Origin of the sequence: Actimicrobium antarcticum, assembly GCF_039536745.1 — a bacterium.
GTDB classification, from domain to species: domain Bacteria; phylum Pseudomonadota; class Gammaproteobacteria; order Burkholderiales; family Burkholderiaceae_D; genus Actimicrobium; species Actimicrobium antarcticum.
In genome coordinates, this window is sequence record NZ_BAAAZE010000008.1 from 509,615 (window position 1) to 530,356 (window position 20,742).

At 58.7% G+C, this 20,742-nt stretch carries 18 protein-coding genes; 11 read left to right on the forward strand and 7 right to left on the reverse strand.

Going from position 1 to position 20,742, the window contains the following annotated elements; translation table 11 throughout:
• Positions 1-126 precede the first annotated feature (126 nt).
• From mutM to mutY, 3 genes are read left to right on the forward strand one after another with little or no spacing between them, the layout of a single operon-like run.
• Positions 127-948 carry a bifunctional DNA-formamidopyrimidine glycosylase/DNA-(apurinic or apyrimidinic site) lyase gene (mutM, locus tag ABD720_RS10255; RefSeq protein ID WP_344763184.1) on the forward strand — a complete coding sequence of 274 codons (822 nt, stop codon included), beginning with the start codon at positions 127-129 and terminating at the stop codon, positions 946-948.
• Between the two features lie 22 nt (positions 949-970).
• Positions 971-2,950: a dynamin family protein gene (locus ABD720_RS10260; RefSeq protein WP_344763185.1), complete on the forward strand. Its 1,980-nt coding sequence runs from the start codon at positions 971-973 to the stop codon at positions 2,948-2,950.
• Positions 2,950-4,107: an A/G-specific adenine glycosylase gene (gene mutY / locus ABD720_RS10265; protein WP_344763186.1), complete on the forward strand. Its 1,158-nt coding sequence runs from the start codon at positions 2,950-2,952 to the stop codon at positions 4,105-4,107. The genes ABD720_RS10260 and mutY overlap by 1 nt, the downstream gene beginning before the upstream one ends.
• Positions 4,108-4,130: 23 nt before the next feature.
• On the opposite strand, the gene ABD720_RS10270 is transcribed toward mutY, so the two are convergent.
• From ABD720_RS10270 to ilvA, 7 genes are all read right to left on the reverse strand, one after another.
• Positions 4,131-5,168: a GGDEF domain-containing protein gene (locus ABD720_RS10270; protein ID WP_344763187.1), complete on the reverse strand. Its 1,038-nt coding sequence runs from the start codon at positions 5,166-5,168 to the stop codon at positions 4,131-4,133.
• A gap of 234 nt (positions 5,169-5,402) precedes the next feature.
• Positions 5,403-6,038: an LON peptidase substrate-binding domain-containing protein gene (locus ABD720_RS10275; protein ID WP_344763188.1), complete on the reverse strand. Its 636-nt coding sequence runs from the start codon at positions 6,036-6,038 to the stop codon at positions 5,403-5,405.
• Position 6,039: 1 nt separating this feature from the next.
• The gene (rapZ, locus tag ABD720_RS10280) at positions 6,040-6,903 is read right to left on the reverse strand and encodes an RNase adapter RapZ (RefSeq protein ID WP_344763189.1); all 864 of its coding nucleotides are present in this window, start codon (positions 6,901-6,903) and stop codon (positions 6,040-6,042) included.
• A gap of 75 nt (positions 6,904-6,978) precedes the next feature.
• Positions 6,979-7,917, reverse strand: coding sequence for an HPr(Ser) kinase/phosphatase (hprK, locus tag ABD720_RS10285; protein WP_344763190.1), 939 nt, complete (start codon positions 7,915-7,917; stop codon positions 6,979-6,981).
• A gap of 5 nt (positions 7,918-7,922) precedes the next feature.
• The gene (locus ABD720_RS10290; protein WP_344763191.1) at positions 7,923-8,393 is read right to left on the reverse strand and encodes a PTS sugar transporter subunit IIA; all 471 of its coding nucleotides are present in this window, start codon (positions 8,391-8,393) and stop codon (positions 7,923-7,925) included.
• 181 nt (positions 8,394-8,574) lie between these two features.
• Entirely contained in the window at positions 8,575-9,432 is an 858-nt protein-coding gene (gene queF / locus ABD720_RS10295) for an NADPH-dependent 7-cyano-7-deazaguanine reductase QueF (RefSeq protein ID WP_425547958.1), read from the reverse strand.
• A 5-nt stretch (positions 9,433-9,437) separates the two neighbouring features.
• Positions 9,438-10,964: a threonine ammonia-lyase, biosynthetic gene (gene ilvA, locus ABD720_RS10300; RefSeq protein WP_344763193.1), complete on the reverse strand. Its 1,527-nt coding sequence runs from the start codon at positions 10,962-10,964 to the stop codon at positions 9,438-9,440.
• 222 nt (positions 10,965-11,186) lie between these two features.
• Here ilvA and ABD720_RS10305 point away from each other — a divergent pair, with 222 nt between their 5' ends.
• The 8 genes from ABD720_RS10305 to ubiB all read left to right on the forward strand — a co-directional run bounded on the left by ABD720_RS10305 (position 11,187) and on the right by ubiB (position 20,742).
• Positions 11,187-11,675 carry a YqaA family protein gene (locus ABD720_RS10305; protein ID WP_344763194.1) on the forward strand — a complete coding sequence of 163 codons (489 nt, stop codon included), beginning with the start codon at positions 11,187-11,189 and terminating at the stop codon, positions 11,673-11,675.
• A 143-nt stretch (positions 11,676-11,818) separates the two neighbouring features.
• A complete protein-coding gene (locus ABD720_RS10310) occupies positions 11,819-15,820 on the forward strand; it encodes a DUF3683 domain-containing protein (RefSeq protein ID WP_344763195.1) in 4,002 nt (1,333 codons plus the stop codon).
• Between the two features lie 2 nt (positions 15,821-15,822).
• Entirely contained in the window at positions 15,823-16,257 is a 435-nt protein-coding gene (locus ABD720_RS10315) for an HIT family protein (protein WP_344763196.1), read from the forward strand.
• Between the two features lie 51 nt (positions 16,258-16,308).
• Complete coding sequence (locus ABD720_RS10320; RefSeq protein ID WP_344763197.1) at positions 16,309-16,752, forward strand: gamma-butyrobetaine hydroxylase family protein; 444 nt, start codon at positions 16,309-16,311, stop codon at positions 16,750-16,752.
• Positions 16,753-16,791: 39 nt separating this feature from the next.
• Positions 16,792-17,526 carry a bifunctional demethylmenaquinone methyltransferase/2-methoxy-6-polyprenyl-1,4-benzoquinol methylase UbiE gene (gene ubiE, locus ABD720_RS10325; RefSeq protein ID WP_344763198.1) on the forward strand — a complete coding sequence of 245 codons (735 nt, stop codon included), beginning with the start codon at positions 16,792-16,794 and terminating at the stop codon, positions 17,524-17,526.
• Between the two features lie 9 nt (positions 17,527-17,535).
• Positions 17,536-18,489: a Tim44 domain-containing protein gene (locus ABD720_RS10330; RefSeq protein WP_344763199.1), complete on the forward strand. Its 954-nt coding sequence runs from the start codon at positions 17,536-17,538 to the stop codon at positions 18,487-18,489.
• 94 nt (positions 18,490-18,583) lie between these two features.
• Positions 18,584-19,174, forward strand: a complete 591-nt coding sequence (locus ABD720_RS10335; RefSeq protein WP_344763200.1) for a ubiquinone biosynthesis accessory factor UbiJ — start codon at positions 18,584-18,586, stop codon at positions 19,172-19,174.
• Entirely contained in the window at positions 19,171-20,742 is a 1,572-nt protein-coding gene (ubiB, locus tag ABD720_RS10340) for a ubiquinone biosynthesis regulatory protein kinase UbiB (RefSeq protein ID WP_344763201.1), read from the forward strand. Before ABD720_RS10335 ends, ubiB begins: the two co-directional genes overlap by 4 nt.

Consider the following 20,742-nt stretch of genomic DNA (forward strand, 5'->3'; position numbering starts at 1 on the left):
AAGCGGTTTTTCATTCTACGCTCAACCTACCGGATTCGCGTGGCGGTGCGCCGGTAACCCCGGCCTGCGCTGCGGAATCGGTTTCAAATCTGTTTCATTTGCTGCAGCAAGGAGTGTGCGCCAGTCATGCCCGAATTACCTGAAGTCGAAGTCACCCGCATGGGGATCGCGCCGCATATCGATGGCCGCATCGTCAGCGCGATCATCATGCGACGCAGCGGTTTGCGCTGGCCGTTTCCGCCGGATCTTGCAGAAATATTGACTGGTCGCACTGTGCGCGCGACCGGTCGGCGCGGCAAGTACCTGCTAATTCAATTTGACCATGGCACGTTGATCATCCACCTCGGTATGTCTGGCCATTTGCGCATCCTGCCACTCGCAACGCCCGCAGAGAAACACGATCATTTTGACCTGGTCACCGGCGACCAGGTGATGCGCCTGACTGATCCGCGGCGTTTCGGCGCCGTGCTCTGGCATCCGCAGGCCGACGGTCCGGCGGATGCACACGTGCTATTGCGTGGACTGGGCATCGAGCCGCTGGGTGCCGTGTCGCTGGCACAGACACTGTTCTCGCAAACCAGGGGGCGCAGCGCTGCCATCAAGCAGGTGCTGCTGGCGGGCGACATCGTGGTTGGAGTAGGCAACATTTATGCTTCCGAAAGCCTGTTCAGAGCCCGCATCCATCCCAAAACACCGGCGGGCCGCATCGCGCTGGCGCGCTACGTAACGTTGGCATCCGAGATCCAGAGCACGCTGGCGGCGGCAATTGATCAAGGTGGCAGCACTTTGCGTGACTTTGTGGGGGCAAACGGACAGTCGGGGTATTTTCAGCAGAGCTACTTCGTCTATGATCGAACGGGGCTTCCCTGTCGCGTTTGCGGGCAGGCGGTGCGCCAGATCAAGCAGGGGCAACGCTCGACGTTTTATTGCGTTCATTGCCAGACCTGACCTAATTTGCAGGAGCACGACGATGCAACATCGCCGTGAACGGAGAAAGAGCGGGGGACACATCGTGAGTAATCTGGTTCAGACATTCGAGGAGTACAGCAGCTGGCGCGATGATGTTCTGGTGGCGCTGGCACGCTACCGCGACCACATAGAGACACTGCAACTGATGGACCCCGTCAGCGAACAGCGCTTTGAACAGATGGGTACCCGCCTGTCAGCAGACAAACTGACCATTGCCTTTGTCGCCGAGTTCTCGCGCGGCAAATCAGAGCTGATCAACGCGATTTTTTTTGCCGGATACGGCCAGCGTATTTTGCCTTCCTCGGCCGGTCGCACCACCATGTGCCCCACCGAGCTGTTGTATGACGAGACCTCCCCGCCGTCGATCCGATTGCTGCCCATCGAAACCCGCGCCGAGTCGCAATCGACCAGCGATCTGAAAGGCCAGGAGCATGCCTGGACCGTGCTGCCGCTGAACCTGTCCTCCGGAGATGGCATGCTCGAAGCATTCCGGCAAGTCAGCCTGACCAAGCGCGTATCGATTGCGCAGGCGCAGAGCTTTGGCCTGTATGACGAGCGCGACCCGGACCTCGGCCTGTCCGTCGATGACGACGGCATGGTGGAAATTTCCCGCTGGCGCCACGCCATCGTCAATTTCCCGCATCCGCTGCTGCAGCAAGGCCTGGTCATCATCGACACACCGGGACTCAATGCGATCGGCACCGAGCCCGAGCTGACCCTGAACCTGATCCCGAACGCCCACGCCGTGCTGTTCGTGCTGGCAGCAGACACGGGCGTGACAAAAAGCGATATTGCGATCTGGCGCGACCACATCGGCACCGGGGCAGGGCGCATGGTGGTGCTCAACAAGATCGATAGCATGTGGGATGAATTGCGTACTCCGGCCGAAGTCGAGCAGCAGATTCGCCAGCAGGTGACCAGCGCGGCCCAGATGCTGGGCCTGCACGAGAGCCAGATCTATCCGGTCTCGGCACAAAAAGGACTGGTAGCCAAGATCCACCGCGATGACGCACTGCTTGCACGCAGTCGCCTGCCGTTGCTGGAAAACGCCTTGTCCAGCCAGCTGATCCCGTCACGCAAGCACATCATCCGCAGCCAGCTCTCGGGCGATATCGACGAGCTGGCCGCAACCAAAAAAAACCAGCTGTCAGCGCGCACCCGCAGTGTCGTCGAGCAGTTGCTGGAACTGAAAAGCCTGCGCGGCAAGAACCGCAACATCATCGAACACATGATGAAACGGATCGATATCGAAAAACGTGAATTCGACGGCAGCCTGATCCGGTTGCAGGGAACGCGCGCCGTGTTTGCGCGACTGTCCAGCGAAGTCTTCACCAGCCTCGGAATGGAAGTGCTCAAGCAGGACATCAAGCTGACGCGCGAGTCGATGGATAGCAGCATCTTTTCATCGGGTTTTCGCGATGCAGTGCGGCGCTTCTTTGCGCAACTCCAGAATAATTTGCAAACCTCCGCGCGCAAGACGGACGAAATCACGGCAATGATGACCGTGATGTACCGCAAATTTTCGACCGAACATGGCTTGGCATTGTCGACGCCGATGCAGTTTTCCCTCGACAAATACATGAAAGAGATCGACATGATTGAAGGGATTTACCAGCGCCAGTTCGGTGCGGCGGTGATGCTGACCACACGCAATGGCGTGCTGATGCAGAAGTTTTTCGAATCGATCGCTTCACGGGTTAAACAGAGTTTTTCACAGGCCAACCAGGATGTTGAAGCCTGGCTGAAGGTGGTGATGGCGCCGCTGGAAGGGCAGATCAGAGAGCACAAGGCGCAACTGAAACGCCGTCGCCTGTCGATCGAGCGCATCCACCTCGCCACTGACAGTCTGGAAGAAAAAGTCTCGGCGTTCGAGCAAATGGAGGCAGATTTGTCGGTGCAGCTGGCGCGCTTGCTGGTGCTCGAAAATGCGTTGAACAATGCGCTGCAGGCAGACTATGTGGCGCAAGCGGTGGCTGCCTGATGGCGAAAATGCCAGTGGTAGCGGCTGCCGACTATATCGATCCCGAGTTTTCTACTGTCGTAGTGTCCTGGCAGAAACAGCACGGCCGCCATGCGCTGCCCTGGCAGAACACCCGTGACGCCTACCGCATCTGGTTATCCGAAATCATGTTGCAGCAGACCCAGGTTGCTGCGGTCATTCCGTACTATCAAAAATTCCTGATCAGCTTTCCGGATGTCGCGTCGCTGGCCGGTGCCAGCGCGGAATCCGTCATGTCGCACTGGAGCGGGCTGGGTTACTACACGCGTGCACGCAATTTGCACCAGTGCGCCAAACGTGTCGTGGCCGAGCATGGTGGCGTATTTCCGAGCGACCCTTTGCTGCTGGCCGAGTTGCCCGGTATTGGTCGCTCCACGGCGGCGGCCATTTCTGCATTTGCCTACGGTACCCGGGCCGCCATTCTTGACGGTAACGTCAAACGCGTATTCAGCCGGGTCTTTGGTGTCGAGGGTTTTCCTGGCAGCAAACCGGTCGAAGACCAGCTCTGGTTGCGTGCGGAGGCGTTGCTACCGCAGGCGGACTTTGACGTCGACTCCGCAATCGGGTCATACACGCAAGGGTTGATGGATCTGGGTGCCACGCTGTGCACGCGCATCCGACCCGATTGCGCGCGTTGCCCGCTGGCGTATCGCTGTGTTGCGCTGGCAACTAACCGGGTGCACTTGCTGCCGGTGCGCAAACCCAAAAAAGCCGTGCCGCAGCGCCAAACCTCCATGCTGGTCATCGTCGATAACGGTCAGGTCTTGCTGGAGCAGCGTCCTGATTCCGGTATCTGGGGCGGCCTGTTGTCGTTGCCGGAAGTTGAGTTGCTGGCACCGGCTGACCTGGATGGCGAAGGTGACCGGACCATTTTTGATCAGTTGCTGGAACAGGCCGTGAGCCCTTTCGGCGTGACCGCTTCGTGCGTGCGCCTGATGCCTTTTTCGCACGCATTCACACATTTCAAATTGCAGATTTCGCCGTATGCCGTGCACTTGTCGCAGCGTATCGAACGGGCCGGGCAGGACGGCCATGTCTGGTACCACACCGATCGCCTGGCCGATGCGCCATTGCCGGCGCCGGTAAAAAAATTGCTGCTGGGGTTATTCCACTCGGAGGATCTGTTCGGGCTGGCGTGAACCGAACCGGGCGAACATGCCGGTTATTCCTCGTCGATCCACTCCACGCGGTTACGGCCGCGCTCCTTGGCCCGGTAAAGTGCGGTGTCGGCACGCTCGATCAGTGCCGCCGCATCTTCACCCGACCTGAACTGTGCCACACCGATCGATAGCGAAATCGATTTTTGCGGCAACACGCCCTGCAAATCCAGGAAATGCGCATAGACCCGTAACCGCTCGGCATGCATGACAGCGCCTTTCAGGCTCGTGTTTGGTAACAGATGCATGAACTCGTCGCCACCGTAGCGTCCGATCACATCGCTGTCACGGATACTGTCGAGCGCCACGCGCGCAAACTCGCGCAGGATGACATCACCGACCAGATGGCCATGCTTGTCGTTGATATCCTTGAAATGATCGACGTCAATCAGGCACAGGCAAAACGGAATCCCTTCGGAATTGGCCCGGGCAATGGCGGTATCGAGTTCGGTTTGCAACTGGCGGCGGTTGTACAAGCCGGTCAGTTCGTCACGGATGGCCTTTTCCTCGAATTGTTGCAGTTGTCGACGGGTCAATTTCAAGGTTGCTCGTAGCTGTCGAATCCGTCCGCCTACCGACACCATCAGCGGCAACGTCAGTGCCACGACGATCCACTGCAGCAGGTCCAGCTTCAGGGCATCACCAAAACCTTCGCGATAACTGCGCAACAGGATCATTGCCAGATACCCCGCAATGGTGCCTGCCGCGAGCACCGTCAGCGAAGACCGGCTAAGCCGAAACGTTCCGTATGAAAAGGCGATCAGCAAGAACGGCCCAAGTACCAACTGCGCCGTGCGGTCCAGGTAAGCAACGCTGAGCATCGTGATCACGGAGGCGACCACCTGAGCAAACGTCAGACTGCGGTCATAAAAGTGCGTATTGAGTTGCAGCCGGAAGATAACGAAAAAGAACAGCATGAAAAACGTCAGCGTGCCCGCACCGACCAGAAATGCGACGGGATTCACTTGATCTTGCTGGAAAAAAACGAATATGGTCGCCAGATAGAGCAACGACGCGATATTCGCTTGTGAGATTTTTTGCATCCTGGCCGATCCCGGGAGTGTGCGGCGCTTGGCGATATGGGAATGCATGGATGAACGCGGTCGACGGTGAGCTGCCAGGATAGCCTGGCTTTTTCAGCCTGACGCAACCGTGGTGTGTCTACCCGTCAGCGGCTTTGCATTCGGCTAGTTTAATGCCTTAAAACAACAAATTTCTGACGAAAAGTTTGTGCATCTTCGGTATGGATCATGCCTTCCACCTTGGCCTGGCAACGGTCAGGTCGTCAGGATCTGCTGTTGTTTCAGATAAGTCATGATGATCGCCAAACGTTGTGCAACATCGGCAGTTTCGAGTAGCGCCTGGCGCATCGGTAATGGCATCGGCAGAATCTCGCTCCACCGATTGGCAACCCAGCCCATGTCACCGAATCGCAATGGTGTGGCAAATGGGTAGTCTGTCGGATTGTCCTGGCCGACGCGTTGATCAAAGTCGTCAGTGATCGCTTTTAGCGCCGCCGCACACGCCGTCAGCATGGGGTCCGTTGTCACTAGCGTATCTTCCGCGAGGTAATCCACCAGCCCTTCCATGCGTCCATCTGCCAGCACGCGTGTTTCACGGATGCGAAAGCGCAAGCCACCCTGCGTGCGTATCATCAGCAGCCCGCCGGCTTCCATGTCCCAATGCACGATATTGGCGAGGCAGCCTACTGCTTCCGGTTGCGTCGTCGCACCCGTTTCCTTGCCGGTGCGAATAGCCACGACGCCGAATGGTTTTTCGTTGCGCATGCACTCGCGCACCATGTCGACGTAACGTGTTTCAAATATCTTCAGTGGCAAGATGCCATCAGGGAAGAGCACAGTCTGCAGCGGGAACAGCGGCAACCAGTCGTTAGTATTATCGGATTCAGTCATGTCAGTCCAGTTCTCGGTGACGCAGCACCACACGTTCCGCACCCCGGAAGTACTGCGCCAGATGCTCGGCCATGTACACCGAGCGGTGCTGGCCGCCAGTACAGCCGATCGCAACGGTCAGGTAGCTGCGGTTATCTTGTTTGAAGGAAGGTAGCCACTTTTCGACAAAGTTGCGAATATCGGCTAGCAGCATGGCCGCATCGGGCTGGCCATCCAGAAACGCGATGACCGGCTGGTCGCGGCCATTCATTGGCCGCAGTGCGATGTCGTAATACGGATTTGGCAGCACGCGTACGTCGAACACCATGTCGGCATCGAGAGGCACACCGTATTTGAAGGCAAACGATTCGAACAGCAGGGTTAGCGGCGTCTTGTCGGTTTCGACCAGGTCCCTGATCCAGCTGCGCAGTTTGTTGGCGGACAGTCCTGAGGTATCGATCACATGGCCGAGACCTTCGATCGTGACCAGCATTTCGCGTTCGTGCAGGATGCATTCGGTCAGGGTCGGTCGGTCGTTGGGCGACTGGTCAGGGCGCAGCCGATGCGACAACGGATGGCTGCGGCGTGTTTCGGAGAAGCGTGCGATCAGGGATTCGGTCTTTGCACTCAGGAACAGGACCTTGACATCATGGCCCTCATCCTTGAGACGGCGTATGTCGGCAGGTAATCCGCTGAGCGAGTCGGCGCTACGGGCATCCATGGCCACTGCCAGGTTTTCGCCATGATCCTGCATCCGCGTTGCCACCAGCGCGCGCAGCAACGAGGGCGGCAAATTGTCGACGCAAAAGAAACCGGCATCTTCGAGAGCGTTAAGCCCGACCGATTTGCCGGAGCCGGAGATACCTGTAATCAGAATAATGCGCATAGGCGACGATAATACCGCAAGCCTTGTATCAGAGTGCGCCATCGCCACTGCGCCAACGTGCCACGCCGCCCGCGATCAATCGCTGTCCATCGCCTTTTGCTGGCGCACCATGAATTCGCGCAGGGTGTCGATGCCGCGTAGTTGCAAAATGGTGTTGCGCACCGCAGCTTCCAGCAAGACCGCCAGGTTGCGACCGGCCTCGACGGGGATCACGACTTTGCGGATGGGCAAGCCCAGCACTTCTTCGTGCTGGGCATTCAGCGGCAAGCGTTCGTAATTTTCTTCCAGCGTGCTGCGCCGGACCAGATGCACGATCAGTTTCAGGCGCATTTTCCGGCGTACGGCGGTTTCGCCAAAAATGGCTTTGATGTCGAGCAAGCCAAGTCCCCGGACTTCCAGCAAATTCTGCAGCAAGGTCGGGCAGCGTCCTTCGATCATGTTGGGTGCAATACGGGCGAATTCCACCGCATCATCGGCCACCAGACCGTGCGAGCGCGAGATCAGCTCCAGCCCGAGTTCGCTCTTGCCCAGACCCGATTCGCCGGTGATCAGCACGCCCACACCGAGCACATCCATGAACACACCATGCATCGTCAGATGCTGCGCGAGTTTCTTGGACAGATACACGCGCAGATAGTCGATCACCTGTGCTGCGGCCAGCGGCGTGGAAAACAACGGGATGTTGCGTTCGTCGCAGACTTCCATGATTTCGGGAGGGGTGTCCAGGCCTTGCGCAATGATGAAGGCCGGCGGTTCACCAGCGACCAGTTCGCCGGTCTGGTAGCGCCGCGATTCGGGTGACAGGCGCTGGTAGTACTCGGTTTCCTGGTGGCCAAATACTTGTATTCGGCCCGGATGGATCAGGTTCAGGTGACCAACCTGGTCGGCTGCCGACGCGGCATCGCCGGATATCAGGCGCTCACCGCCGGAAAACCCGCCAAACCAGCCCAACTCAAGGGTTTCACGATTTTCATCGTAGATTTGCTGGATCGTCAGCGGTGTGAGGGTCGGCATCGCGGTTAGCTGTCTTGCAAGCTGCTTTGCCAGGCAATCAGGCGGGCATGAACAGACAGCGGATCAGGGTCGGTGGCCAGTATCTGGCGGAAGGCATCATCCGAAAACATTTCGGCGATTTCGGACAGGATTTCGAGGTGTTGTTGTGTGACATGGTCCGGGATCAGCAAAAAGATCAGCAGGCTGACCGGTTGGCCGTCCGGTGACTCGAAAGGAATCGGTTCGCTCAGGCGGACAAATGCTGCCAGCGGCACTTTCAATCCCTTGATGCGACCGTGTGGAACGGCAACGCCGTGTCCCAGCCCAGTCGAGCCGAGTCGTTCACGTGCAAACAAGTTTTCGGATACCGTCGAGCGGGCAATGCTGCAATTGTTCTCGAAAATCAGGCCAGCCTGTTCAAAGGCCCGTTTTTTACTGGAGACTTCAAGCCCGAGCACGACATTGTCGGGGGAGAGGATTTTGGCAAGGTTCGTCATGTCTCGGATGTCAATATAGCGTCGCACGATAAGTGAATTCGGGCGGATTATAGACTTGTTTTCTATTTCTCAAAGGTCATAAAACGTTTCGTCGGCCCTCAGATCGTGCTGAAGTCCACCGAATCAATACTACGTCTGCACGTTGGGTCCGTAACTATCTTTCACGTCAATTTGCTCGCGATCACTGCCTTGCGTTGCGCAGATTCGACGGCGCCCTTCCGGTGCTGAAATTGCTACGCCACGGATTGATATCCAGCCCGCCGCGCCGCGTGTACCGTCCATAGACAGCCAGTTTCTGCGGCCGGCACTGACGCAGGATGTCCATGAAAATCCGCTCGACGCATTGCTCATGGAATTCATTGTGTTCCCGGAAACCAATCAGGTAACGCAGCAGTCGTTCCTGATCGATGGCCGCGCCGATGTACTTGATCTGCACGCTGCCCCAATCGGGCTGACCGGTGACCAGACAATTCGACTTCAGCAAATGCGACACCAGTGTTTCTTCGACCGCCGGTTCATGCTGCGCGGCGCGCAGCAGGGCCGAATCGGGCGTGTACGTATCGACCTCGATATCCAGACGATCCAGCAAGATGCCGTCGAGTTCGCCAAAACGCAGCGTGCCGAACTGGTCCGGCAGTGCCAGTGTCAGCTGGACCGGTGCACCGAAGCCGTTGGACAGATCGGTGCGCAACCGCTCCAGCAGCGCCTCCGTGCCCTCCAATCGGGTCTGGTTGAAACTGTTCAGATACAGTTTCAGTGACTTCGATTCAATGATGTTCGGTGAATCTGCCGGCACCGTGATGGTGGCAATCGCGATCTGCGGTTTGCCGCGCAGGTTCAGCCACGACAGTTCGTAGGCGTTCCAGATATCGATGCCGAAGAATGGCAGCGTGCTGCCGGTCACGAGGCCAAGTTCGTTGCGCTTGTCCTGACGCGCGATCGAAAACAGCAGCGAGGCATCGTAGTGCGACTGGTAAGTCGCCGGTTTGCCGAGCAGCGACGCTTCTGGCGCGCCGGTTGGTGGCGTCGTGATCGTCATCTGCATCAACCCAAAAACAATTTATAGACCGGATTCGCGCTCTCGTCCTGAAAGCGGTACCCCAGCGTGGCCAGGAAGTCGCGGAAGGCTTTCATTTCTTTTTTCGGCACTTGGAGGCCAACCAGAATACGGCCGACATCGCCGCCCTGATTACGGTAGTGGAACAGGCTGATGTTCCAGTTCGGTGCCATGCTATCGAGGAAGCGCATCAGCGCACCCGGCCGCTCCGGAAATTCAAAGCGATACAGCAATTCATCCTGTGCCAGCGCGCTCTTGCCGCCCACCTGGTGGCGGATATGCAGCTTGGCCAATTCGTCGTGGCTCAGATCGAGAGTCTTGAAACCGTATTTCTCGAACTGCGCGGCGATCTTTGCCGATTCGTCGCGATTGGCGATCTGCAAGCCGACAAACACATGCGCGGCAGCCTCGTCGCTGATGCGGTAATTGAATTCGGTGACATTGCGTGGTCCGACCAGTTCGCAGAAGCGCCGGAAGCTGCCGCGTTCTTCCGGGATCGTGACGGCGAACACGGCTTCGCGGGATTCACCGACTTCGGCGCGCTCGGCCACGAAGCGCAAGCGGTCGAAATTCATGTTCGCGCCGCACGCGATGGTCACCAGCGTTTCATTCTTGAGCGGCTTTTTGGTTTTCAGTGAACGCTCGATGTAGGCCTTGGCGCCCGCTATCGACAGAGCGCCGGCCGGTTCAAGAATACTGCGCGTGTCCTGGAAGACATCCTTGATCGCCGCGCAAACCGCATCGGTATCGACCAGGATGATTTCGTCGACCAGCATCCGGGCAATGCGGAAGGTCTCTTCGCCGACCAGCTTCACGGCGGTGCCATCGGAAAACAGCCCGACATCCGGCAGCGTGACGCGCTTGCCCGCCTTGATGCTGCGATCCATCGCATCCGAATCGGTGGTCTGCACGCCGATGATCCTGATGTCGGGCCGCACTGCCTTGACGTACGCGGCGATGCCGGCAATCAGCCCGCCGCCACCGATGGCCACGAAAATCGCATGGATCGGGCCTGAATGCTGGCGCAGGATTTCCATGCCGATGGTGCCCTGGCCGGCGATGACGTCGGGATCGTCGAACGGATGGACAAAAGTCAGCTTGAGTTTTTTGGTCAGCGTCATCGCATGGTCGTAGGCATCGGTATACGAATCACCGAACAGGACGACTTCGCCGCCACGGCCCTTGACCGCGTCGATCTTGACCTGCGGTGTGGTGGTCGGCATCACGATGACGGCACGGCAACCGAGTCGCGTTGCGCTCAAGGCGACGCCTTGTGCATGGTTGCCGGCCGACGCGCAAATCACGCCGCGCTTCATTTGTGCCGGCGGCAGGTTCGCCATCTTGTTGTAAGCGCCGCGCAGCTTGAAGCTGAAGACACTCTGCATATCCTCGCGCTTGAAATAAATGCGGTTGCCGACGCGTTGCGACAGGCTGGGCGCAAATTCGAGCGGGGTTTCAACCGCCACGTCGTAGACGCGCGCGGTAAGGATTTTTTGCAGGTAGTCGATGGTCATGGGGTCGCTGTCTGGAAATGCTCTGCAAAGTGATCAGTCGATCCGGGCGGCTGGCTGGCCTGCAGGAATTCGGATCACGAATGCAAAAGGGGAGTATGCGTCGGGACGACATTATAATGGAGTGCCCCTTCGACCCCCCGATGTTGATCGCCGGTAGTTCGCCAATAAAACAGAAAGGCTAGTCTTGAATCAGGAACTGCCCTCGTCCTTTCATTTTTTTGCATGATCGAAGCCTTCACGCTCTGGCTGCTCAGTATCCTCGCTGCACCGGAGGTGGGACTGACATCGGTCTTTCTGGTCAGCTTCATTTCTGCGACCCTGCTGCCACTGGGGTCGGAACCCACCGTGTTTGCCGTGATCAAGGCCAATCAGTCATTGTTCTGGCCGGTGCTTCTGGTGGCGACAACCGGCAACACGCTCGGTGGCATCGTCGATTACTGGATGGGTTACGGTGCAAAAAAAGCCCTCGCACCCCAGCAATACGGTCGCTGGATGCGCTGGGTCCAGTATTTTGGTCCGAAAACCATGTTGCTCAGCTGGTTGCCTGTCGTCGGTGATCCGCTGTGCACGCTGGGCGGATGGGCAAGGTTGCCGTTCTGGCCGTGCGTGTTCTATATGGCGATCGGCAAATTCAGTCGGTATCTGGCCGCCACGACATTGCTGATGTTCGTGCCGGATGACTGGTGGCGTCAGATCGGCAACTGGTTTTGATGCTTTCAGTTAATTTTTTCAGTCAATGCATTTTAGTAATTTTTTAGACCGGTTTCCTTTCCTTGTTGGCTGTAAGGCTGTTCCGTTCTGGTCCGGCCCAATACGCTAAAATGCTTTTTTTAGAATCACGCAGGACATCATCGATGAACGCCCCGGCACATATTCAGTCCTTACTCGCAGACGGCGGTCACGCCGCAGCGCCATCGCGCTTGCGTGAAATTCCCTACAATTACACCTCTTTTTCTGATCGCGAGATCGTCATCCGCCTGCTCGGCGAAGAGTCCTGGCATCTGCTCGATGAACTGCGCGGCGCCCGCCAGACCGGTCGCTCGGCGCGCATGTTGTACGAAGTGCTGGGAGATATCTGGGTGGTCCGGCGCAATCCGTACCTGCAGGACGACATGCTCGACAATCCGAAGCGGCGTCAGGCATTGATCGACGCACTCAATCACCGTCTGGGCGAAATCGACAAGCGCCGCATCACCACCGATCTGGCCGAAGTCGGCGACGCCGCAGCGATGCGCCGCAGCGCCAGCGTCGAAGCGTTATTGCGTGCAGCACGCAAGACCGTAGCAGATTTTGGTGACGAATTCCGCCGCACCTACGATTTGCGCAAGCGTACCAACAAGGTCCTGGCGCGCTACACCCAGAAAGACAACATCAAGTTCGACGGCTTGTCGCGCGTCTCGCATGTCACCGACGCCACCGACTGGCGGGTCGAATATCCGTTCGTGGTGCTCACGCCAGACTCCGAAAACGAGATGGCCGGCCTCGTAAAAGGCTGCATCGAACTTGGACTGACCATCATCCCGCGCGGCGGCGGCACCGGTTACACCGGCGGTGCAATTCCGCTGACGCCGTTGTCGGCCGTAATCAATACCGAAAAACTCGAACAGCTAGGCGCCGTCGAAATGACGCGGCTGCCCGGTGTCGAGCGCGATTATGCAACCATTTATTCCGGCGCAGGCGTGGTGACCAAGCGCGTCTCTGACGCCGCTGAAAAAGCCGGTTTCGTGTTCGCCGTCGATCCGACCTCGGCCGAAGCATCCTGTATCGGCGGCAATGTCGCCATGAACGCGGGTGGCAAAAAAGCCGTCCTGTGGGGCACCGCGCTGGACAATCTCGCCAGCTGGAAGATGGTTGATCCGAATGGCGACTGGCTCGAAGTCACCCGCATCGGCCACAACCTGAGCAAAATCCACGATGCACCGATGGCGACGTTCGAACTGGTCTGGACCCATCCTGCCGAATACGGCGTGGTCAATCCGCCGTTCAAGACCGAAACCCTGAACATCCCCGGCCGCTCGTTCCGCAAGGAAGGCCTCGGCAAGGACGTGACCGACAAATTCCTGTCCGGCCTGCCGGGTATCCAGAAAGAAGGTTGCGACGGCCTGATCACGTCGGCGCGCTGGATTCTGCACAAGATGCCGAAGCACACGCGCACCATCTGCCTGGAATTTTTTGGCCAGGCGCGCGAAGCGATTCCATCGATTGTCGAAATCAAGGATTACCTCGACGGTGAAACCCGCAAGGGCGGAGCGATCCTGGCCGGCCTCGAACATCTGGACGAGCGTTATTTGCGCGCCGTCGGCTACGCCACCAAATCCAAGCGCGGCGTGCTGCCGAAAATGGTGCTGTTCGGCGACATCGTCGGCGACGATGATGTCGCCGTCGCGCAGGCGGCTTCGGAAGTCGTGCGCATGGCCAACAAGCATGTCGGCGAAGGATTTGTCGCGGTCAGTCCGGAAGCCCGCAAGAAATTCTGGCTCGACCGTGCCCGCACCGCCGCGATTGCCCGCCATACCAACGCCTTCAAGATCAACGAAGACGTCGTGATTCCGCTGAACCGGATGGGCGAATACACCGACGGCATCGAGCGTATCAACATCGAACTGTCGATCAAGAACAAGTTGCAGCTGGTTACGGCACTCAGCGAATTTTTCAGCAAGGGCAACCTGCCACTGGGCAAGAACGAAGACGCCGACGGCGACGACATTCCGGCCGCAGAAATGCTGGAAGACCGCGTCACGCAAGCGCAAGCACTGCTCGATGTGACCCATGCACGCTGGACCTATGTGCTGGCCAACCTCGATCTGCCGCTGGCCGATGCCAGAACGGAACTGGTCGCGCTCGGCATGCACAAGCTGGCCGCAAGCTTCGATGCACGTCTGCTGCAGCAACCCGATGCGACCGTCTTCGATGTGGCGCAGGACCGCACCATCCGTATTTCCTGGAAAACCGAAGTGCGCGCCCCATTGCGCCTGGCTTTCAGCGGCGCGGCCTTCAAGCCGATTCTCGACGAGTGCACTGCCATTCACAAACGCATCCTGCGTGGCCGTGTTTTTGTGGCGCTGCACATGCATGCGGGTGATGGCAATGTGCATACCAATTTGCCGGTCAATTCCGATGATTACGACATGTTGCAGGACGCCCACGCGGCGGTGGCACGCATCATGATTCTGGCGCGTTCGCTGGATGGCGTGATTTCAGGCGAGCACGGTATCGGCATCACCAAGCTGCAGTTTCTGACCAACGACGAGATCAAGGACTTCCGCGCCTACAAGATGCGCGTCGATCCGGAGGGGCGCTTCAACAAGGGCAAGATGATGGACATGCCGGGTCTGGAAGCCGACCTGCGCAATGCCTACACGCCATCGTTCGGCCTGATGGGCCATGAGTCGCTGATCATGCAGCAAAGCGATATCGGCGCGATTGCGACCAGCATCAAGGATTGCCTGCGTTGCGGAAAATGCAAACCGGTCTGCGCGACGCATGTGCCGCGTGCCAACCTGCTGTATTCGCCACGCAATAAAATTCTCGCCACGTCGCTGTTGGTCGAAGCCTTTTTGTACGAAGAGCAGACCCGGCGCGGGATTTCGATCAAGCACTGGGAAGAGTTCGAGGATGTCGCCGACCATTGCACGGTCTGCCACAAGTGCCTGACGCCTTGCCCGGTCGATATCGACTTCGGTGAAGTGTCGATGAACATGCGCAACCTGCTGCGCAAGATGGACAAGAAATCCTTCAATCCGGGTACTGCCGCATCGATGTTCTTTCTCAATGCGACCGATCCTGCGACCATCAACGCGACTCGCCAGGTCATGATCGGCTGGGGTTACAAAGCCCAGCGACTGGGCCACGACCTGCTGAAAAAGTTCGCCAGAAAGCAGACCAAGGCGCCGCCATCAACCCACGGCAAGGCACCGATCCGCGAGCAGGTCATCCACTTCATCAACAAGAAGATGCCCGGCAATCTGCCGAAAAAGACCGCGCGTGCCTTGCTCGATATCGAAGACGACAAGATCGTCCCGGTGATCCGCGATCCGCAAAACACCACGGCCGATACCGAAGCGGTGTTCTACTTCCCGGGTTGCGGCTCGGAACGGTTGTTCTCGCAAGTCGGCCTGGCCACGCAAGCGATGCTCTGGCATGCCGGCGTGCAAACGGTGCTGCCGCCGGGCTATCTCTGCTGCGGTTATCCGCAACGCGGCTCGGGCGATTTCGACAAGGCGGAAAAGATCATCACCGACAACCGGGTGCTGTTCCACCGGATGGCCAATACGCTCAACTATCTCGACATCAAGACCGTCGTGGTGTCCTGCGGTACCTGTTACGACCAGTTGCAGGGCTATGAATTCGAGAAGATTTTCCCGGGTTGCCGCATCATCGACATCCATGAATTCCTGCTCGAAAAGAACGTCCGGCTGGAAGGCGTCACCGGGACCCGCTACATGTATCACGACCCGTGCCACAGCCCGATGAAGCTGCAGGACCCGCTGAAAACCGTCAACAGCCTGATCACCACGATCGATGACAAGAAGATCGAAAAGAACGATCGCTGCTGCGGCGAATCCGGCACGCTGGCCGTGGCCCGCCCCGACATCTCGACCCAGATCCGTTTCCGCAAGGAAGAGGAAATGGTCAAGGGCGTCGACAAGGTCCGTGCCGATGGTTTTATGGGCGACGTCAAGATCCTGACCAGCTGCCCGTCGTGTCTGCAAGGCTTGTCACGTTACGATGACGATGCCGGCACCGATGCCGATTACATCGTGGTGGAAATGGCCCGTCACATCCTCGGACCGAACTGGATGCCCGAGTATGTCGCGCGTGCCAATAACGGCGGCATCGAACGGATTCTGGTCTAGTCATGGCGGACAAGTTGCCGGGCTGCGAATTGTGCAACAACGATGGCGGCGAAGTCATCGTCAGCAACGACCAATTCCGGGTGCTGCTGGTCGACGACGCGGGCTACCCCGGTTTTTGTCGGGTCGTCTGGACCGCTCATGTCGCCGAAATGACCGATCTGCTACCGGCCGAACGCAGCACGCTGATGGCGGCGGTGTGCAAGGTTGAAATGGCTCTGCGCGAGGTCATGGCGCCGCACAAGATCAACCTCGCGGCGCTCGGCAACATGGTGCCGCACCTGCACTGGCACGTGATTCCGCGTTTCACGGACGACGCGCATTTTCCGGCGCCGGTCTGGGCCGCGCCAGCACGTGTACCATCGCCCCATACGCTGGCTGAACGCTGCGCCTTGCTGCCGGTCTTGCGCGCGGCGCTGCTGCTTCATTTTGGGCACTGAGTTCACACCCTGAATTCAGACCCTGACAACACATTTTTCCGGATATTCGACATGGCAGGTTCCAAGCAATCCCCTCCCAAGGCCAGCCCGACCGGGCTGACCGTGCATCGCAAGTCGCGCATGCTGGAAATCGGTTTCGACGATGGCCAGACCTTCACGCTGCCATTTGAACTGCTGCGCGTGTATTCGCCGTCAGCGGAAGTCCGCGGCCACGGCCCCGGCCAGGAAACGCTGCAGACCGGCAAGCGCGAGGTCGACATGACCGCGCTGGAGCCGGTCGGCAATTATGCCGTGCAACCGCATTTTTCGGATGCGCACGATACCGGGATTTTTTCGTGGGAGTATCTGCACTGGCTCGGTGAAAACCAGCCGTCTCTGTGGGCCGACTACATGGCGCGCCTGCAGGCGGCAGGGTACGAGGGCGAGTCCGGCCGTGATGTTGTTGCATTCGCCAAGTCGACTGGCGCAGGCAAGAGCTGCGGCAGCAAGTCCTGAGCATCCCCCCTACTGATAGCAGCGCAACCGAGTTCATCCATGACCAACACCACCCACTTCGGCTACCAGACCGTTGACGAACAAGACAAGGTGCATAAAGTCGCCGAAGTATTTCACTCGGTCGCGGCCAAGTACGACGTCATGAATGACCTGATGTCGGGCGGCCTGCACCGGCTCTGGAAAGCCTTCACGATCGCCCAGGCAGGTATCCGTCCCGGTTTCAAGGTGCTCGACATTGCCGGTGGTACCGGCGACCTGGCCAAGGCCTTCGCCCGCAAGGCCGGTCCCAGCGGTGAAGTCTGGCTGACCGATATCAACGAATCGATGCTGCGTGTCGGCCGTGACCGGCTCTTGAACAATGGACTGGGAACCCCCACCTTGTTATGCGACGCAGAAAAGTTGCCGTTTCAGGATAATTATTTCGACCGCGTCAGTGTCGCCTTCGGTTTGCGCAACATGACCCACAAGGATGCGGCGCTGGCAGAAATGCGACGTGTGCTGAAGCCGGGTGGCAAGCTGCTGGTGCTGGAGTTCTCAAAAGTCACGCCGGTATTGCAAAAGCCGTATGACGTGTATTCGTTTTCCGTCCTGCCCTGGCTGGGGCAGCGCATTGCCGGCGACGCCGACAGTTACCGCTATCTGGCCGAATCGATCCGCATGCATCCCGACCAGGAAACCCTGAAGACGATGATGCAGGATGCCGGTTTCGGCCGGGTCGACTATTTCAATCTCACAGCAGGTGTGGCTGCACTACACACCGGTATCAAATTCTAGGAGCATGGCATGAAAAAAACCCTGTTAGTACTGATGCTCGCGTTCAGCGCGATGACCATGGTCGCGGCAAATGTCGAAGCCCGGCGTCTGGGCGGCGGCGGTTCGTTCGGCAGGCAATCGCAAGGTGTCAGCCGGCAAGCGCCAAGCCAGTCGTCGCAAGCCGCCAGTCAGGCGCGTCCGGCACCCGCTGCAGCACCGGCTCCCGGCGTGACGCCACCGAAGCCTGCCAGCCCATGGCGCGGCATGCTGGGTGGTGCGCTGCTGGGACTGGGTCTGGGCGCAATGCTGTCACACTTTGGTCTGGGTGGCGCAATGGCCAGCATGATCAGTACCTTGCTGATGGTGGGTTTGCTGGCGGCGGCGGCGTTCTTCATCTTCCGCATGTTCAAGCGCAAATCCGATGACAGCACCAGCAAGCCGGGCTATGCCTATGACGCACGCAGCAGCATGGGTGGTAGCGCTAGCAACAGCGGCGGCTACACCCCTGAAATCGGTTCCCGTATCGAGCCATCCAATTACCAGCCTGCGGCACTGCAATCGGTGACGTTGGCAGGCGCAGCGGTCGGTGCAGCCAGCGCGCCATGGGGCGTGCCGGCAGACTTCGATGTGCCAGGTTTTTTGCGGAATGCCAAGACCTACTTCATCCGCCTGCAAGCCGCCTGGGACAAGGCCGATATCAACGACATCCGTGAATTCACCTCGTCGGAAATGTTCGCCGAGCTGCGTTTGCAAATCCAGGAACGCGGTCCGTCGCCGAACAACACCGACGTGGTCACGCTCGATGCAGAACTGCTCGGCGTCGAAACGGTGGGCAACGACTACCTCGCCAGCGTCAAGTTCTCCGGCATGATCAAGGAGTCCGAGAGCGCCCCGGCAGCGCCGTTCGCCGAGGCCTGGAATCTGTCCAAACCGCTCTCCGGTGGCGGTGGCTGGATACTCGCCGGAATCCAGCAATTGTCTTAATTGCAGGATGTCCTGGCGTCAGCGCAAATAACGCCGGCAAACTGATAAACTCAAAACCGCCCGTGTATGGTCACGGGCGGTTTTTTTATTGACGATGACACTCTCTCCGCTCCCCCAAGTTGTACCCGCCGCCATCAACCACTTGCTCGAACAGGAGCCGTGGGCGCGCACCCGGCTGATCGCGCATGCCGGCAAGGTCGCCTGCTTTGACCTCGGCCTGCTGACCCTGACGATGCAGATTACGCCCGATGGCATGGTGCGCAATGCCGATGCCGGTGCGGTGCCGCAAGTCACGATCCGTATCAAGCCGGCCGATGTGCCGCTGATCCTGCAAAACCGCGCACGGGCTTTTTCGTATGTGACGATCGAGGGCGACGCCGACCTGGCCAACACGATTTCGCAACTCGGTCAGTCACTGCGCTGGGAAGCCGAGGCCGATCTGAGCCGCCTGGTTGGCGACATCGCCGCCGTGCGGATTGTTGCCGGCGCGAAGTCGCTGGTACAGAACATCAGCAGCACCCACCAGAAGCTGGCCGAAACCACGGCCGAATATTTTCTTGAAGAGAATCCGATGTTGATGCGCCCGCAAGCGGTACGTGACTTTGCAACAGATGTGGCGCGCCTGCGCGACGATGTCCAACGGATGGCCAAGCGGATCGAACGCCTGAAAGGGCGCGCGCAATGATCTTCAAATTGCTGCGGGTATTCAAGATTGGCCGGGTTGCGATCAAGTACGGACTGGACGACATTGCGATGTCGGGCCTGAAGATTCCACGGATTGCCAAACTGATCGACACGCTGATTTTCTGGCGTGATATTTCGGCGCCGCGTGGCGAGCGTTTGCGCCGTGCGCTGGAAGAACTCGGCCCGATCTTCGTCAAGTTCGGCCAGGTCCTGTCGACCCGGCGCGATCTGATGCCGGCCGACATCGCCGATGAACTCACGCGCCTGCAGGACCGCGTGCCGCCGTTCGATTCCGAAGTGGCGATTGCCCTGATCACCAAATCGCTGGGCGCCCATCCGTCCGAGTTGTTCGCCAGTTTCGAGCGGGTGCCGGTGGCCTCGGCATCGATTGCGCAGGTGCACTTTGCGGTACTGAAAGATGGCCGTGAAGTGGCCGTCAAGGTGCTGCGTCCCGGCATGAAAAAATCGATTGATGAAGACGTCGCGCTGATGCACGTGGCGGCCGGTCTGGTCGAGCGCCTGTGGGCGGATGCCAAGCGACTCAAGCCGCGCGAAGTGGTCGGCGAGTTCGACAAATATCTGCACGATGAACTCGATCTGATGCGGGAAGCAGCCAACGGCAGCCAGCTGCGGCGTAACTTTGCCGAGTCGACGCTGCTGATGGTGCCGGAGATGATGTGGGATTACTGCTCGTCGTCAGTGATCGTGATGGAGCGCATGAAAGGCGTGCCGATTTCGCAGATCGACAGACTGCTTGCTGCCGGTGTCGACATGAAAAAACTGTCCAGCGACGGCATTGAAATCTTTTTCACGCAAGTGTTCCGCGACGGTTTTTTTCACGCCGACATGCACCCCGGGAATATCCTGGTCTCGATCGAACCTGCCACGCTGGGCCGTTACATTGCGCTTGATTTCGGCATCGTCGGTACGCTGACTGACTTCGACAAGGATTACCTGTCGCAGAATTTCCTGGCGTTTTTCCAGCGCGATTACAAGCGCGTGGCCGAAGCCCACATCGAATCGGGATGGGCGCCAAAAAACACCCGGGTCGATGAACTCGAATCAGCAGTGCGGGCCTGTTGCGAGCCGATCTTCGACCGACCGCTGAAAGATATTTCGTTCGGCCAGGTCCTGTTGCGCCTGTTCCAGACCTCGCGCCGCTTCAATGTCGAAGTGCAGCCGCAACTGGTCCTGCTGCAAAAGACGCTGCTCAATATCGAAGGCCTGGGACGCCAGCTCGATCCGGATCTGGATCTCTGGAAAACCGCCAAGCCCTATCTCGAACGCTGGATGCAGGAGCAGATCGGCTGGCGCGGCTTGCTCGATCGCCTGAAAGCCGAAGCGCCGCATTACAACAAGTTGATTCCGCAATTGCCGCGCCTGGCGCATCAGGCACTGCTGCAGATGACATTGCCGCAAGACGACAACAAGGTCCTGCTGGTCGCGCTGCTGGCCGAACAGCAGCGCACCAACCGCCTGATCGGCACCGTGGTGTATTTTGCCGGTGGTTTGCTGGGTGGTTTGTTGCTGATGCGTTTTGTCGGGCGCTGGCTGTCCTGGTCGTTTTAG